This is a genomic window from Janthinobacterium sp. BHSEK (assembly GCF_056174685.1).
This window is the reverse complement of the sequence record NZ_JBWBYV010000064.1, coordinates 1-14,387: the sequence shown is the minus strand read 5'-3', so window position 1 is coordinate 14,387 and position 14,387 is coordinate 1. Positions and strand designations below refer to the sequence as shown.

The following is a 14,387-nucleotide window of genomic DNA, read 5'->3' as shown; positions in this document are numbered from 1 at the left end:
GGCAATTCCTCGACCGTGACGAATGGCCGCCTGGCGGGTTTCGGCGGCGCGCCCAATATGGGCCACGACCCGCACGGCCGGCGCCACCCGACGCCGGCCTGGCTGGACCTGATCGAGACGGACGACCCGCTGGCGCGCGGCAAGAAGCTGGTGGTGCAGATGGTCGAGACGTTCCAGGATGGCGGCCAGCCGACGATCGTCGAATCGCTCGACGCCGTGGCCGTGGGCCAGGCCAGCGGCATGCCGCTGGCGCCCGTGATGATCTATGGTGACGACGTCACCCACGTGCTGACGGAGGAGGGCATCGCCTACCTGTACAAGGCCCGTTCGCTTGAGGAGCGCAAGGCCATGCTGGCGGCCGTGGCCGGCGTGACGCCCATCGGCCTGCGCCACGACCCGAAGACGACGGCAAAGCTGCGCGCCGACGGCCTGATCGCGCTGCCCGAGGATATCGGCGTGCAGCGCGGCGCGGCGAGCCGCTCGTTGCTGGCGGCGAAAAGCATCGCCGACCTGGTCGAGTGGTCCGACGGCCTGTATCAACCCCCCGCCAAATTCAGGAGCTGGTAATGAGCGCAATGATGACGACAATGATGATGACGCCGGTGCCGGTGCGGGAACGCTCGGCCGCGTTGGCGCGGCAGGTGCTGCAGGCGCTGCTCGACGAAGTGACCCTGACGCCGAAACCGGGCCTGGTCGATTTGCGCAGCCGCGGCGCCCACTCGGACTTGAACTGGGCTCTGATGTGCCACTCGGCCTGCGTGCTGGAGCCCGTGTTTGCCGCCATGGCCCAAGCGGTTTGGGAAAGCGACGATGACGATGACCTGCGCCAGCGCATCGGCGCCCTCGGCCGCGATGGCGAGGCGCTGATGCTGGCGGCCACGGGCGGCGTGAACACGCACCGGGGCGCCATCTGGGCCCTGGGCCTCCTGGTGACGGCGGCGGCGCAGCTGGGCGCGCGCGGAGCGTCGCTGGCCTCGCTGGCGCCGCACGCCGTGGCGGCGCGGGCCGGCGCGCTGGCCCGTTTGCCTGACCGTGGCGCGCCTGGCTCCACCGGCAACAAGGGCGAGCTGGCGTGCCGCCAGTATCACGTCGATGGCGCGCGCGGCCAGGCCCGCGCCGGCTTCCCCCTCGTGACGGGCGCGGGACTGGCGCAGCTGCACGCGTCGCGGGCGCGCGGCGACAACGAAACGACGGCGCGCCTGAATGCCTTGCTGGCGATTGTCAGCCAGCTGGACGACACCTGCGTGCTGTCGCGCGGCGGCGAGGCGGCCTTGCTGGACCTGCAGGCGGGGGCGGCGCGGGTGCTGGCGGCCGGCGGCGCGGCCACGGCGGCCGGCACGCAGGCGCTGCTGGCGCTGGAAACGGTGGCGCTGGCGCGCGGCGTGTCGCCGGGCGGCGCGGCGGACCTGCTGGCGGCGACCCTGTTCCTGGACAGATTACAAGAAGGAGAAGCGCATGGAAACGCGTGACTACACATTCCCCGCCGGGCAGCCGGCATCGGGGCGCGCCCTGGCCGGCGTCGTCGGTTCGGGCGACCTGGAAGTGCTGCTGCAGCCGGGCGGCGATGGCGTGACCCGCATCGTCGTCAACACCTCCGTCGACGGCAAGGGCGCCGTCTGGGATGCGCTCTTGCTGCGCGTGTTCGGCGGCGAGCCGCTGCCGGCGGCTAGCATCGTCATCAACGATTGCGGCGCCACGCCGGGCGTGGTGCGCATGCGCATCGAGCAAGCCTACGAAGAATTGCAAGCGGGGAGGGCGGCATGAGCACATTGAAGCAATTGCTGGAGCGCGACAGCTTCATCGAACGGGGGGCGCGCAGCCGCGCGCGCGCCTTGCTGGATGCGGGCAGCATGCGCGAACTGCTCGACCCGTTCTGCGGCATCGCGTCGCCCTGGCTGCCGCGGCAGGGCGTGACGGCCCAGGCGGATGACGGCGTGGTGGTGGCCAAGGGCTTGTTCGACGGCCAGCCGGCCGTGGTGCTGGCCATCGAAGGCGCCTATCAGGGCGGCAGCATGGGCGAGGTGGGCGGCGCGAAGATCGCCGGCGCGCTGGAACTGGCGGCGCGCGACAACCGCCAGGGCGTGCCGACGCGCGCCGTGATCCTGTTCGAGACGGGCGGCGTGCGCCTGCAGGAAGCCAACCTGGGCCTGGCGGCGATTGCCGACATCCACGCCGCCATCGTCGACCTGCGCCGCTACCAGCCCGTGATCGGCATCACGGCAGGCACGGTGGGCTGCTACGGCGGCATGTCGATCGCGGCGGGCCTGTGCAGCTATTTTGTAGTGACGCGTGAGGCGCGACTTGGCCTCAATGGCCCCGCCGTGATCGAGCAGGAGGCGGGCGTGGACGAATTCGACTCGCGCAACAAGCCATTTATATGGAGCCTGACGGGCGGCGAACAGCGTTTTAAGAGCGGTCTGGCCGACGCCTATGTGGAAGACGATACGGCGCAGATGCGCGCCACCGTGGCCGAACTGTTCGCGCGCGGCGTGCCGGCGCAGCACCGCAGCAACCAGGCGGAAAGCTACCTGGCGCGCTTGGCCGATGTCGACGCGGCCGTGCAAGCCACGCCGGAAGCCGTGCGTGCCATCTATAGCAAAGGAGTCGCAGCATGAACGCCATCACCGATACGAGCCGTGGCGCAGTCTGGCTGGCGGTACTCACGAATAACACTGCGCCGCTGGACGGCTATCCGCCTTCCGTGCGCGTGGCCGACGCGCCGCTGGCCGGCGCGCCGGCGCGCTATGTCACCGTGCTGCCCGACCCGGACAACCGTTTTACGCGCGCCCGCACGGGTGAAATTGGCCTGGTCGAGGCGTGGCAGCTGGCGCGCGCCGTGCAGCAGGTGCTGATTGAAGACCGCGACCTGGCCGTGAAACGGCCCATCGTCGCCGTCATCGACGTGGCCAGCCAGGCGTATGGCCGGCGCGAAGAAGCCTACGGCATCCACCAGGCGCTGGCCGGAGCGGCGGGGGCCTATGCCGAGGCGCGCCTGGCCGGCCATCCCGTGATCGGCCTGATCGTCGGCAAGGCCATGTCGGGCGCCTTTCTCGCGCATGGCTACCAGGCCAACCGCCTGATCGCGCTCGACGATCCGCAAGTGATGGTGCACGCGATGGGCAAGGCCTCGGCCGCACGCATCACCCTGCGCACGGTGGCAGCGCTCGAAGCGCTGGCCGCGACGATTCCACCGATGGCTTATGACATCGCCAATTACGCGACCCTGGGCCTGCTGTGGCAAACCTTGCGGGTGGCGCAGCCGGACGCGCCGTCAAACGAGGATGTGGCGCAGGTGGCGGCCAGCCTGCAGTCGGCGCTGGCCGACATCCGCGCCGATCCGGAAAGGGATCTTTCCAGCCGCCTGGGCGCGCCGCAGCGCCAGGCGTCGGCAAAAGTCAGGGAGGTGCTGGGGCAGCAGTGGTAAGTGAAATAACAGAGAAGACACCAAGTCATTCCTATTCCAATAACGGAGACAATCATGATCATTTACGGAACCGCATTGCTGGCCCTGTGCCATTTGCTCGGCATCTTCCTGGGCGACCTGCTCGGGCAGCTGATGGGCGTCAAGACCAACGTGGGCGGGGTGGGCATCGCCATGCTGCTGCTGATCTGCGCCCGGCTCTACATGCAGCGCCGATCCTGGCTGCCGCAGATGACGGAGCGGGGCGTCGAATACTGGGGCGCCATGTATATTCCCGTGGTGGTGGCCATGGCGGCGCAGCAGGACGTGGTGGCGGCGCTGCGCGGCGGGCCGGTAGCCGTGCTGGCCGCCATCGCTTCCGTGCTCGTCTGCGGCGCCGTGATCTCGCTGATGAACCGGATGGAAACCGCGCGCATGGAAAACCCGTCCGCCGCCGAAGCGGAGTCGATGCTGGTCAAGGAGCACCGTCATGCTTGAACTCTTTGAAAAAGCGGCCATCCACAATGGCCTGGTGACGGCGTTCGCCTTTGTCGGCCTGATCATGCTGGTCTCAATGGCGCTGTCGAAGTATCTGACCTTCGGCCGCGTGCACGGCTCTGCCATCGCCATCGTGATCGGCCTGGGGCTCGCTTACTGGGGCGGCGTGCATAGTGGCGGCCACAAGGGCCTGGCCGATCTGTCGCTGTTCGGCGGCATCGGTCTGATGGGCGGCGCCATGCTGCGCGATTTCGCCATCGTCGCCACCGCCTTCGAGGTGCAGGCGACCGAGGCGCGCAAAGCGGGCCTGGTCGGCCTCGTGGCCCTGGTGCTGGGCGTGGTGCTGCCGTTTCTCGTCGGCGCCGGCGTGGCATACGCGTTTGGCTATTCGGACGCCGTCAGCATGACCACCATCGGCGCCGGCGCCGTCACCTACATCGTCGGCCCCGTCACGGGCGCGGCCATCGGCGCCAGCTCGGACGTCATGGCCCTCAGCATCGCGGCAGGCCTCATCAAGGCCATCCTCGTGATGGTGGGCACGCCCGTCGCGGCGCGCTTTTTGCGCCTGAAGACGCCCCGTTCGGCGATGGTCTTCGGCGGCTTGGCCGGCACGGTCAGCGGCGTGTCGGCGGGCCTTGCCGCCACCGACCGCAAGCTGGTGCCGTACGGCGCGCTGGTGGCCACCTTTCACACGGGCCTGGGCTGTCTGCTGGGCCCTTCGCTGCTGTTCTTTGCCGTCAAGGCGGTGGTGGCCTGATGGAAGCCTGGCGCGCCCATGATTTGCTGTGGGTGTCCGGCTTGCCGGACGGCGCATCCTTGCCCGCCTGGCTGGACGCGGCCTGGCTGCGGGTGGCACCCCTGGTGGTGCGGCGCGCCAGCACGGCGCCCGGGCGCATCCCGGTGGGCTTGCGCGGCCTGCTGCGCAGCGAGCGCCATGCGTGCGAGGTGGACGCGGCCGCCGTGCTGCGCCGCGTGACGCCGGAAATGCTGACGCATGCGCTTATGCCAGATTTTTCCTGCGCCGCGCTGGACGCGCTGCGGCAGGTCGCGCCGCTGCTGGACGCCATGGGCTGGGGCTGGGGGCCGACGGGCGGCGTGGGTTTTGCGCTGGCCAGCGGCTTGCCCGTGCTGCGCGCCGACAGCGACCTCGATCTCGTGCTGCGCATCGGCGCGCCGCCGGACGCCGCGCAGGCCGAGGCCCTGCGCGCCATCGCGGCGAGTGTGGCGGCGTGCCGGCTGGACCTGCAGATCGATACGGGCCGTGGCGGCTTCGCATATGCCGAGTGGGCGGCGGACCGGGGCAGGATCTTGCTGAAGACGGATCGCGGTCCCGTGCTGATGGCCACGCCATGGGAGCTTGCATGAGCGTGTTGTTTACCTTTCCCGGCCAGGGCGCCCAGACTCCGGGCATGCTGCACGCGCTGCCCGGCGACGCGGCGGTGGCGGCGACTTTGGCCGAAGCGGCGGCCGTGCTGGGCTGCGATCCTTTGGCGCTGGACACGGCTTGCGCGCTGGCGTCGACGCGGGCCGTGCAACTGTGTCTGCTGATCGCGGGCGTGGCCATGGCGCGCTCCCTGGCGGCGCGCGGCGCGCTGCCCGACATGGTGGCCGGCTTTTCCATCGGCGAGTATGCGGCGGCCGTCGTCGCCGGCGCGCTCGATTACGGCGATGCCCTGCGCCTGGTGGCGCGGCGCGGACAGTTGATGGAGCAGGCGTATCCCACCGGCTACGGCATGGCGGCCATCGTCGGTCTTGATCCGGCGCAGCTGGAACCCTTGCTGGCCCGGGTGCATGGCACCGCCACGCCCGTGTATATCGCCAACCTGAATGCGCCGCGCCAGATCGCCATTGCCGGCAGCGAACCCGCCCTGCAAGCCGTGATGGCGCTGGCCATGGCACATGGCGCCGGCAAGGCCAAGCGCCTGGCCGTCAGCGTGCCGTCGCATTGTCCGCTGCTGGAAGGCGCCGCCGCCGACATGGCCGCCGCCTTCGAGGGCGTGTTTGTCCGCCGCCCGTCGCTCGTCTACCTCAGCAGCAGTGCGGCGCGCGCGCTGTTCGACCCGGCCCGCATCCGCGACAGCCTGGCCGCCAACATGGCCCAGCGCGTGCAATGGGCCGCTACCGCGCGCCTGGCGTGGGAGCGGGGCGCGCGGCTGGCGCTGGAAATGCCGCCGGGCAGCGTGCTGACGCGCCTGACGGCGCCCGACTTCACGGATGGCGTGGCCGTCTGCTGCGACGGCAACCGGAGCGACAGCCTGCTGGCGTTGGTGGCCAGGGAGCGGGGCGGTACTACGCCTTAAAGCTTGGCGCTCAATCCAAGCTGGAAGCCACGGCCCGGCAAGGGCGCGATGTATTTCAGCGGGGAATTGTGCGGCCTGGCATCCGCGTCGAGCAGGTTGCTGCCGCTGATGAACACCTCGACGCTGGCAAACGGCGAATTCGGCACCTGCAGTGCGCGGCTTACCTGGAAGTTCACCATGGTGTAGCCGTCGAGCGGCACTTCCTCGCTGACGCTCTTGCCCAGGTACTTCTGCTTGTCGTAGCGGGTGCCTGACAACCGCGTCTTCCAACCCTGGTTTTCCCACTGCAGATTGGCGCCGTAGCGGTTGGTGGGCATGTTGGGCAGGTAGGCGCCGTCATTGTGCGCGCGCAGCTTGTCGGGATTGTCCGCCTTGTTCTTGACCAGGTCGGCAAATGCGGAGAGGTTCAGCTTGCCGTAGGCGCCGAGTTGAACGGTCTGTGAGGCATCGACCTCGAATCCCTTGACCGTCGTATCCGTCTGCTTCCAGTACTTCAGGGGCAGGCGATTCGCCATCTGGGCCCCCGAGTGACCAAGGTAGAGATAGTTCTCGTATTTCATGACGTAGCCCGTCGCGGACAGCTGGAAGCCGCGATTGGCGAACAGGGCGGTCAGTTCGGTATTGCGCGCGCGCTCGGCCTTCAATTTCTGGTTGCCTTCTTCCTGGGTCATGATCGAATAGTGGCGGTTGCTCGCATACAACTCATTGACGTCGGGCGCTCTTTCCGACGCCGAGTAGCGCAGCTTTGCACCGAACAGCTGGCCAAGCTTGCTTGAAGCGCCCAGGCTATAGCTGTTCAGGCTGAACGACTTGTCCTCGAGTGTGGAGTTGCTTGCATTCCGCGACGTCTTGAATCCGCTCTTGCGGATGTCGTGCTCCACGTTTTCATGGCGAAAGCCGGCATCGAAGGTGGCCCAGTCGAATTCCAGGTTTTGCTTGACGAACAGGGCGCGGCTGAGCGTGCTCGCATCGGGCAGGTAAAGCTGCGGCCCGGCACCGCTTATATCCCTGGCTTTGTGGCTCAGGCCAAGCAAGCCGCTCAAGGGGCCCGCGCGCCGCTGCGCCAGCAGGAGCTCGGCTTGATTCGTGTCAAACCGGTAGTCATTCGCCTTGGCCGCACCGAGGCGTTCTCCCGACGTATTGTTCAAGCGGGACACGCGCAGTTGTGCGCTTTCAATGTAAGCGACGGGGTCGCGCAGATGGGCTTCCAGCGCATATTTATCCTGCTTGATGATCACGCCGACGGGCAGCCCCTCGTCATAGTTCGCGCCGAACGACTTGTTTTCCATGGAAAAGCCCGGCACGCCATATTCGCTTTCCTTGGAATCGAGGCTGACGGCCACGTAGCCGCGATCGAAAAAGTAGGTGCTGCCGACGCCAAAGTGGGCATTGCTGGCGTGGCTGTTGCCCAGGGTGCCGTGGTAATCGGGGGTGACGTCCTTGTTGATCTTTTTCTGGGTCATCGATGGCGTGCCCGGCACGTAGGCGGGGTTGGCCGGGTTGACGTAGGTCTTGCGCTGCCAGACGGAGGTCGGCTGATTGGTATAGAAGGAAAAATCGCCGTCCGCCCAGTCCGGATTTTCCTTCATGAACTGGTCGATAAACGGCTGCGACGCCTTGTTGTAGACCTGCTGGATCCGCGCTTCTTTCTGGCAACTGTCGGCTAAGAACGTATTCACGCCGCCTTTCACAGGGAACAGCTGGCTGTTGCACACGCCTGCCTTGCTGTTGCCGGGAATATCGTAATGCCCGATCTTCTGGAATGACAGCTGCAGATTCGTCGAAAAGCGCTGCCCGTCGTTGAAGTTCGCGCGCAAGCCTTGCGCGTTCGCATCGTTGAAGCCCTTGCGCAGCACCAGTTCCACGTCCTTCCGCGTGCTCTCCATCTTGCGGGAAACGAGGCCCGAATCGACGTCGACGCTGCCGCCGATCGCATTGCCGCCAAAACGCACGCTATCGGACGATTTGTTCACGGTGACGCTGCGCGCAAACAGGGGATCGAACGGAATGTTGATGTCGCCGCTGAGCGCATTCATGCCGAGGATGGACTGGCCGTCTTCCAGGATCTGCACGCGGCTGCCGCTCAGGCTGCGGATCACCGGTGCGCCCGCATTCGGCCCGAAGGCGCTGCTTTGCACGCCCGAGACATGCTCGAGCATGCCGCCCAGCGTTCTGTTCTGGGCTTGCGTATTCTCGACCAGAACGACGCTGTCGACGCTTGCCGGCTTGTCTGCCCGGACCTTGATGGTTTGCAGGGTGACGTCGTCTGCCGCATAGGCGAGCGGGGCGGTGGACAGCATGGCAGCTGCGAATACGTGATGGCGCATAGGACTCTCTAAAAAGACGGAATGGGGGCTGGCGCGGGATGCAGGCGCAGCGCGATGGTATAGATGCAATCGAGTTGCAATAATAGCTGGCGCCCGATGCTATTGCAAGTAAATTGCATTTGAGGGTTTGGGATGGCTGGCGCACGGCAAGCGCGCAGCGCGGACAGCCGGCATGTGCCGGCGACTGTGGTGCAAAGTGAGGAGGTGCGAGGGTGTTACGCGTTGCGCGTTGCACATGGCGCATGATCGTGCCGGTGGCAATGCGTGCGGCGCAGGCTGAGTCAGTCCGCCTGCGCCCTTATGAAGTGGCTACTTGAAGTGAGTGTCAGCGGCTTTTCGCCTGCAGCCGGCGCGCGCGGCGCTTTCTTTCCCAGATGACGATGCCCGTCACCGACAGCATGGCGACCATCAGCCCCATGCAGGACATCAGTATGCGTCCCGGCAAGCCAAGGATGCGGCCCGAGTGCAGGGGGAATTGCAGTTGCACGAAGACGTCGGCGGCCGTGCCTTCCCACGGTTTGTGCTGGCCGATGATGCTGCCGTCCATGCCGTCGACGTACAGGTTCGACAAGCCCATGCCGGCCGCGCCGAACTCGTCGGCCGGGTCGAAGAACGAGACGTTGTAGAACGAATAATTGCCGCCGTAATAAATGCCGCCGATGGGCGCCGTGATGCCGCGCTGCACGGCCTGCTTTTTCGCAATGTCCACCGCCTGCTCGAAGCCGATGACGGGCGTGATGTAGCTGCCGTACGGCGCCGGCGTCTGCGTTTCGTATGGTCCCGGCGTGGTGGTCGACACGAGCGACATGACGGGGTAAAACACTTCGCGGTACAGGTTCAGCGAGAACGACGTGAACGCGATGACGATAATGATGCCCCACACCCACAGGCCGCCCGCGCGGTGCAGATCGAAATTGAGCTTGTAGCCGCCGGCCGCCCAGCGCACCACCCACGACGGTTTCCAGCGTTGCCACCAGCTGGAGACGTCGCGGTGGCGCGGCGCCTCGTCCGGCGCGCGCTGGCGCAAACGGCGCGGCGTGGTCAGATAGAACGCCACCATGCTGTCGAGCAGCCAGATGAGTGCCACGCTCCCCATCAGCCAGTAGCCCCAGCGGTCCGTGCCCCAGAAGGCGGGCACGTGCAGGCTGTAGTGCAGATGGCGCAAGAACGGCATCAGGCTGCGGCGCGACAGGGAAATGGCCGTCGAATCGCGCGTGCCCGTGATCTGCGCCGTGACGGGGTCGATGTAGACGGTGTTGTAGCTGAGCACGAACGGTTTACCTGTGGCCGGATCGGTCAGCGGGCGCACCATGAAGGCGGCCGCATGGCCTTCTTCCAGGCCCAGGGTCATGTAATTGACTTCCACGCGCGGGTCGGCGGCCGCCACCTTGCGCGCCAGCGCGAATGGCGCCTGCAGGGGGCCGCGGCCCGGGGTGTCCATGATGTCGGCGTTGAGCCATTCATCGAGTTCATGGTCCCACGAGGTGACGGCGCCCGTGAGTCCCGCAACGATGAGGAAGAGGGCGATGGTGAGACCGGCCCAGCGGTGTATGACAGTCCAGAAAGCGCGCATGCGGTACAAACCTTCAACATGAAACCGGCTTGTTGCCGCCAGCGGGCGCCAGGGCGGCGCACAGGAAAACGCCAGGCACACGCCTGGTAGTTTGATAATGGGAATCGTTCTCATTATCCAATGGGGCGCGGCGTTTGTCCAGCGCCAATGGTGTTGGTCAGGACTAAATTGCGCATGCTAAGATGCTAGCAATAAATTAATTTACATTCCACATGGAAATGTCCAAGGCTGAAGCGGCATGCGTATAGAAGAACGGAACAATGTCCGCGTAAGCGAACGCAGCGGTGCGCCGCAGGCGGGCGTGGCAGCCACCATGGTATTCATGCACGGTTTTGGCTGCGACCAGACCATGTGGCGCTACCTGGAGCCGCTGTTCCGTCCCCGCTACCGCACGGTGCTGTTCGACCTGGTCGGCAGCGGCGCTTCGGACCTGGGCGCCTATGATTTCGATAGCTATGCGCGGCTCGACGCGCATGGCGCCGATCTGCGCCAGATCATCCATGCCGTCGGCGGCGGCCCCGTCATTTGCGTGGGCCATTCCGTCAGCGCCATGAGCGCCTTGCTGGCCAGCATCGCCGAGCCGGAGCTGTTCGCCGCGCAAGTCATGCTGGCGCCGTCGCCGTGCTATGTCGACGATGCGGCGGCCGGCTATCGGGGCGGCTTCAGCCGTGCCGATATCGATGACTTGCTCGATGCCATGGACAGCAATTACCTGGGCTGGTCCGCCGGCATGGCGCCGGCCATCATGGGCGCGCCCGGCCAGCCGGCGCTGGGCGAGGACCTGACAAGCAGCTTTTGCCGCACCGATCCGGCCATCGCCCGGCATTTCGCGCAAGCGACGTTTTTGTCCGATCATCGCGCCATCTTGCCGCACAACCGCACGCCGGCCCTGATCGTGCAATGCAGCGACGACTTCATCGCGCCGCCGCCCGTGGGCGAGTACTTGCGGGAAATGCTGCCGCACAGCAGCCTGCACGTGGTCGAGAACGTGGGCCATTGCCCGCACATGAGCGTGCCCGATGCCAGCTACCGCGCCATCCGCCACTTTCTCGACGGCCTGCACCTGTAATGCGGGACACGATGCCTTCCTTGCCTGATACCAGTACCTTGTTCCAGCACGCGGCCTGCGGCTTGCTGCTGTGCACGGCCGACGGCACCATCGTGCAGGCGAACGCCACCTTTTGCGGCTGGCTCGGTTATGGCGCCGGGGAATTGCTCGGGAAAAAGAAACTGCAGGACTTGCTGACTATCGGCGGGCGCGTGTTCCATCAGACGCACTGGCTGCCGCTGATGCAGGTGCAGGGCAGCGTGTCGGAAATCCTGCTCGACATGCGCCAGCGCCACGGGCAATCCATCCCCATGCTGTTCAACGCCGTGCGGCGCGTGCACGAGGGCGTGCGTTATGACGAGATCGCCGTCTTTGTCGCCAGCGACCGCCGCAAATACGAGCAGCAGCTGCAGTTGGCGCGCAAGGAAGCAGGCGAGCTCAACGAACAACTGGCGGCCGCCGACCGGCGCAAGGACGAGTTCCTGGCGACCCTGGCGCACGAGTTGCGCAATCCGCTGGCGCCGATCCGCAACGTGCTGGAAGTGTTGCGCCTGGCGCAGCTGGACGACCCGCAGCTGCGCTGGGCCCGCGACGTGCTGGGACGGCAAGTGGGGCACATGACACACCTGGTCGACGATCTGATGGAAGTGTCGCGCATCACGCGGGGGCGCCTGGAATTGCGCCGCGCCAGCGTGGAGCTGGCGCCCGTGGTGGAAGCGGCCCTGCACAGCGTGGCGGAGCTGGCGGCGCAGTCGGGCCACAGCGTGCACGTGGAGCAATGGCCGCAGCCGATCTGGCTCGACGCCGATGCCACGCGCCTGGGGCAGATGATCGCCAACCTGCTGACCAACGCCGTCAAGTACACGCCCGCCAACGGCGCCATCTGGCTGGCCGTCGCCTGTACGGAAAACGAAGTGCACGTTACCGTGCGCGATTCGGGCATCGGTATCGCGCCCGAACACCTGGACACCGTGTTCGACCTGTTTTCGCAGCTGGAGCCGGCCCTGTCGCGCGCCCAGGGCGGCCTGGGCATTGGCCTGTCGCTCGTGCGGGGCCTGGCCGAATTGCATGGTGGCAGCATCAGCGCCCGCAGCGACGGCGTGGGGCAGGGCAGCACGTTCGAACTGCGCCTGCCGCTGCCCGCCGTGCCCCTGCAAGCGCCGCCCGAGCCCAATCGACGCCTGCTGGCCGGCACGCGCGAGGGCAAGGTGCTGGTCATCGACGACAGCGCCGACGCGGCCGAAAGCCTGGCGCTGGCGCTCGACATCCTCGGTTATGAAGTGCGCACGGCCTACGATGGCGCGGCCGGCATGGCGGCGGCGCAAGCTTTTATGCCGCGCGTGATCCTGCTCGACATCGGCTTGCCGCACATGAACGGCTACGACGTGGCGCGGCTGTTGCGCAGCGAGCCCTGCGGCCAGCACGCCATCCTCGTGGCCGTCACGGGCTGGGGCCAGGACAAGGACCGCCAACTGGCGTCCGACGCGGGCTTTGACTTGCACCTGACCAAGCCCGTGGATTTTTATGAGCTCGATGCGGTGCTGCAAAAGATGCTGCAGGCGCAGTGAGGAGGGCATTCTCAAATGAACGACATGGAACAACTGACAGAACTGGAAATCGCCGTTTTCCAGCTCCGCATGGGTTACTCCCCGGCGGACCGTTGCGTGGACTGGGCCGTGGAACGCCTGCGCCTGGACCAGGAAGGCGATGACCTGGAAGTCGTGCTGCTGGCCAGCGCCCGTGGCCCTGATGAGGTGCTGGCGCTGGCCGACGTGATCATCGAACGCTACCGGGGCGCGCAGCGGCTCAGTGACCAGTTCCTGGCGGGGAAATATATCGTCGAACTGCGCGCCGCCTACCTGGCGGGCCGGGAAAGCGTGACGTCGCTCGATGCCATCCTGACCCGCCTGTACCCGGCGCTCGCTTACCCGGACTGGCTGGTCATGCTGAGCCGCAATTGCGAGTATGCGACGGACGTGGCTGATTTTGAGCTGCCGTTCGAGCGGGAGTTCGATTACGTTGCGGGCTTGTGGTCCGAGGCCGGTAGTGCTGCCGAGTTTGAGCAGCGATATTCCCGCCAGACGTCGAATGGGCACGATGTAGGCTGATGCTTGAAGATAATATGAAAAAAGTCGATCTCTTTGTGTGTTCCCCGTCGGACATGCGCGCATGCGCCAGCTGGACGGAGGCGGTTGAGGCCTTCCCCGTCACCGGTATTACCTTGCCGGGGGCGCTCGATTTCGCGTCCCTGGCGCAGTTGCTGACCCGCTCGGCGGCGCCTGCGCTCCGGCCTGCGCCGATGCAGGGGCGGGAACTTTACGTGTTTACGGACGCCATAGGGCAGGCGATCGGGGGCATGGCGGCCGACGACTTGTCGGATATCGCCGTGGCGTGGGCAAAGACGGCTCCTTGGGTGGGTGCGGATATCAATCCCTTCGACCTGGCGGGATTTCTCATGGAGCTGCAGTCGGCCTGGCATCAATCCGTCACACCGGGCAAGGCGCTGTTTGCGTGGATCGACGCGTAATGTCGGCATACTCATGGCGGGTGATCGCTATCGTATAATTTGCGCAATTCTTTTTGCTGGGAATGATGTGCAAAACAAGACAATAGGTTTACTTGGCGGCATCGGCTGGGCTTCCACCCTGGAATACTACCGCCTGCTCAATGAAATGCTGGTGGCGTGCATCGGTCCCGCGCATAGCGCGCGCATCATGCTGGTCAGCATCGACCAAGCCGATTTCGTCGCGCATGCGGCGCAAGCCGATTCCCACGCCATCGAACAATTTCTGGTCAAGGAGGGGCAACGCCTGCAAGGCATGGGGGCGGATTTCTTCCTGCTGTGCGCAAACGGCGCCCACCGTTTCGCCCCGGCCGTCGTGCCACGCATCGGCTTGCCTTTTATCAGCATCGTCGAGGAAACGGCGAAGCGGGTACAGCAGTCGGGCCTGCGCAAGGTCGGCTTGCTGGGCGTCAAGCAAACGATGGCGGGCCGCTTTTATCACGATGCGCTGGAGCAGCAGGGCATCGCGACGGTGACGCCCGACGCGGCCGACCAGGAAATCCTACACGACATTATCTATACGGAGCTGGTGCAGAATGTCTTTACCGATGCCAGCCGGAACATTTTCCTGGAGATCATCGGGAAACTGCGGCGGCAAGGCGCGCAGGGCGTGATCCTGGGTTGCACGGAGATTCCATTGCTGGTCAAGCCCGGCGATGTCGACTTGCCGCTATTTAA

The 14,387-nt window shown here is 66.1% G+C and carries 16 protein-coding genes; 14 read left to right on the top strand and 2 right to left on the bottom strand.

All coding sequences use genetic code 11. The features are described 5' to 3' along the window. The 9 genes from AC0V2Y_RS21835 to mdcH form a co-directional block, all read left to right on the top strand. Window positions 1-567 (top strand): malonate decarboxylase subunit alpha (locus AC0V2Y_RS21835; RefSeq protein WP_475418367.1); only part of this gene is annotated, 567 nt, incomplete at its 5' end. Beyond that, on the top strand, window positions 567-1,469 hold the full coding sequence (locus AC0V2Y_RS21830) for a triphosphoribosyl-dephospho-CoA synthase (protein ID WP_475416792.1): 903 nt from the start codon (window positions 567-569) through the stop codon (window positions 1,467-1,469). The genes AC0V2Y_RS21835 and AC0V2Y_RS21830, both read left to right, overlap by 1 nt. Further along, complete coding sequence (locus AC0V2Y_RS21825) at window positions 1,456-1,764, top strand: malonate decarboxylase subunit delta (protein ID WP_475416793.1); 309 nt, start codon at window positions 1,456-1,458, stop codon at window positions 1,762-1,764. Before AC0V2Y_RS21830 ends, AC0V2Y_RS21825 begins: the two co-directional genes overlap by 14 nt. After that, a complete protein-coding gene (locus tag AC0V2Y_RS21820; RefSeq protein WP_475416794.1) occupies window positions 1,761-2,615 on the top strand; it encodes a biotin-independent malonate decarboxylase subunit beta in 855 nt (284 codons plus the stop codon). The genes AC0V2Y_RS21825 and AC0V2Y_RS21820 overlap by 4 nt, the downstream gene beginning before the upstream one ends. Next, window positions 2,612-3,424: a biotin-independent malonate decarboxylase subunit gamma gene (gene mdcE / locus AC0V2Y_RS21815; RefSeq protein WP_475416795.1), complete on the top strand. Its 813-nt coding sequence runs from the start codon at window positions 2,612-2,614 to the stop codon at window positions 3,422-3,424. Before AC0V2Y_RS21820 ends, mdcE begins: the two co-directional genes overlap by 4 nt. A gap of 54 nt (window positions 3,425-3,478) precedes the next feature. Continuing rightward, window positions 3,479-3,898, top strand: coding sequence for a malonate transporter subunit MadL (madL, locus tag AC0V2Y_RS21810; protein WP_475416796.1), 420 nt, complete (start codon window positions 3,479-3,481; stop codon window positions 3,896-3,898). Further along, window positions 3,891-4,655: a malonate transporter subunit MadM gene (gene madM, locus AC0V2Y_RS21805; protein WP_475416797.1), complete on the top strand. Its 765-nt coding sequence runs from the start codon at window positions 3,891-3,893 to the stop codon at window positions 4,653-4,655. Before madL ends, madM begins: the two co-directional genes overlap by 8 nt. Then, complete coding sequence (locus AC0V2Y_RS21800) at window positions 4,655-5,263, top strand: malonate decarboxylase holo-ACP synthase (protein ID WP_475416798.1); 609 nt, start codon at window positions 4,655-4,657, stop codon at window positions 5,261-5,263. Before madM ends, AC0V2Y_RS21800 begins: the two co-directional genes overlap by 1 nt. Then, window positions 5,260-6,198, top strand: a complete 939-nt coding sequence (gene mdcH / locus AC0V2Y_RS21795; protein ID WP_475416799.1) for a malonate decarboxylase subunit epsilon — start codon at window positions 5,260-5,262, stop codon at window positions 6,196-6,198. The genes AC0V2Y_RS21800 and mdcH overlap by 4 nt, the downstream gene beginning before the upstream one ends. Here mdcH and AC0V2Y_RS21790 read toward each other — a convergent pair. After that, window positions 6,195-8,498, bottom strand: a complete 2,304-nt coding sequence (locus AC0V2Y_RS21790; RefSeq protein WP_475416800.1) for a TonB-dependent receptor — start codon at window positions 8,496-8,498, stop codon at window positions 6,195-6,197. The two genes, mdcH and AC0V2Y_RS21790, sit on opposite strands and share 4 nt — an antisense overlap. A 352-nt stretch (window positions 8,499-8,850) precedes the next feature. Then, window positions 8,851-10,098, bottom strand: a complete 1,248-nt coding sequence (locus AC0V2Y_RS21785) for a PepSY-associated TM helix domain-containing protein (protein WP_475416801.1) — start codon at window positions 10,096-10,098, stop codon at window positions 8,851-8,853. 238 nt (window positions 10,099-10,336) lie between these two features. Between AC0V2Y_RS21785 and AC0V2Y_RS21780 the strand changes: the two genes are divergently transcribed. The 5 genes from AC0V2Y_RS21780 to AC0V2Y_RS21760 form a co-directional block, all read left to right on the top strand. Then, window positions 10,337-11,167: an alpha/beta fold hydrolase gene (locus tag AC0V2Y_RS21780; RefSeq protein ID WP_475416802.1), complete on the top strand. Its 831-nt coding sequence runs from the start codon at window positions 10,337-10,339 to the stop codon at window positions 11,165-11,167. Between the two features lie 11 nt (window positions 11,168-11,178). Next, on the top strand, window positions 11,179-12,714 hold the full coding sequence (locus AC0V2Y_RS21775; protein WP_475416803.1) for an ATP-binding protein: 1,536 nt from the start codon (window positions 11,179-11,181) through the stop codon (window positions 12,712-12,714). Between the two features lie 24 nt (window positions 12,715-12,738). Beyond that, window positions 12,739-13,254, top strand: coding sequence for a hypothetical protein (locus tag AC0V2Y_RS21770; protein ID WP_475416804.1), 516 nt, complete (start codon window positions 12,739-12,741; stop codon window positions 13,252-13,254). Between the two features lie 14 nt (window positions 13,255-13,268). After that, a complete protein-coding gene (locus tag AC0V2Y_RS21765; RefSeq protein ID WP_475416805.1) occupies window positions 13,269-13,673 on the top strand; it encodes a hypothetical protein in 405 nt (134 codons plus the stop codon). 67 nt (window positions 13,674-13,740) lie between these two features. Beyond that, the coding region (locus tag AC0V2Y_RS21760) for an aspartate/glutamate racemase family protein (protein ID WP_475418366.1) at window positions 13,741-14,387 on the top strand (647 nt) is incomplete at its 3' end.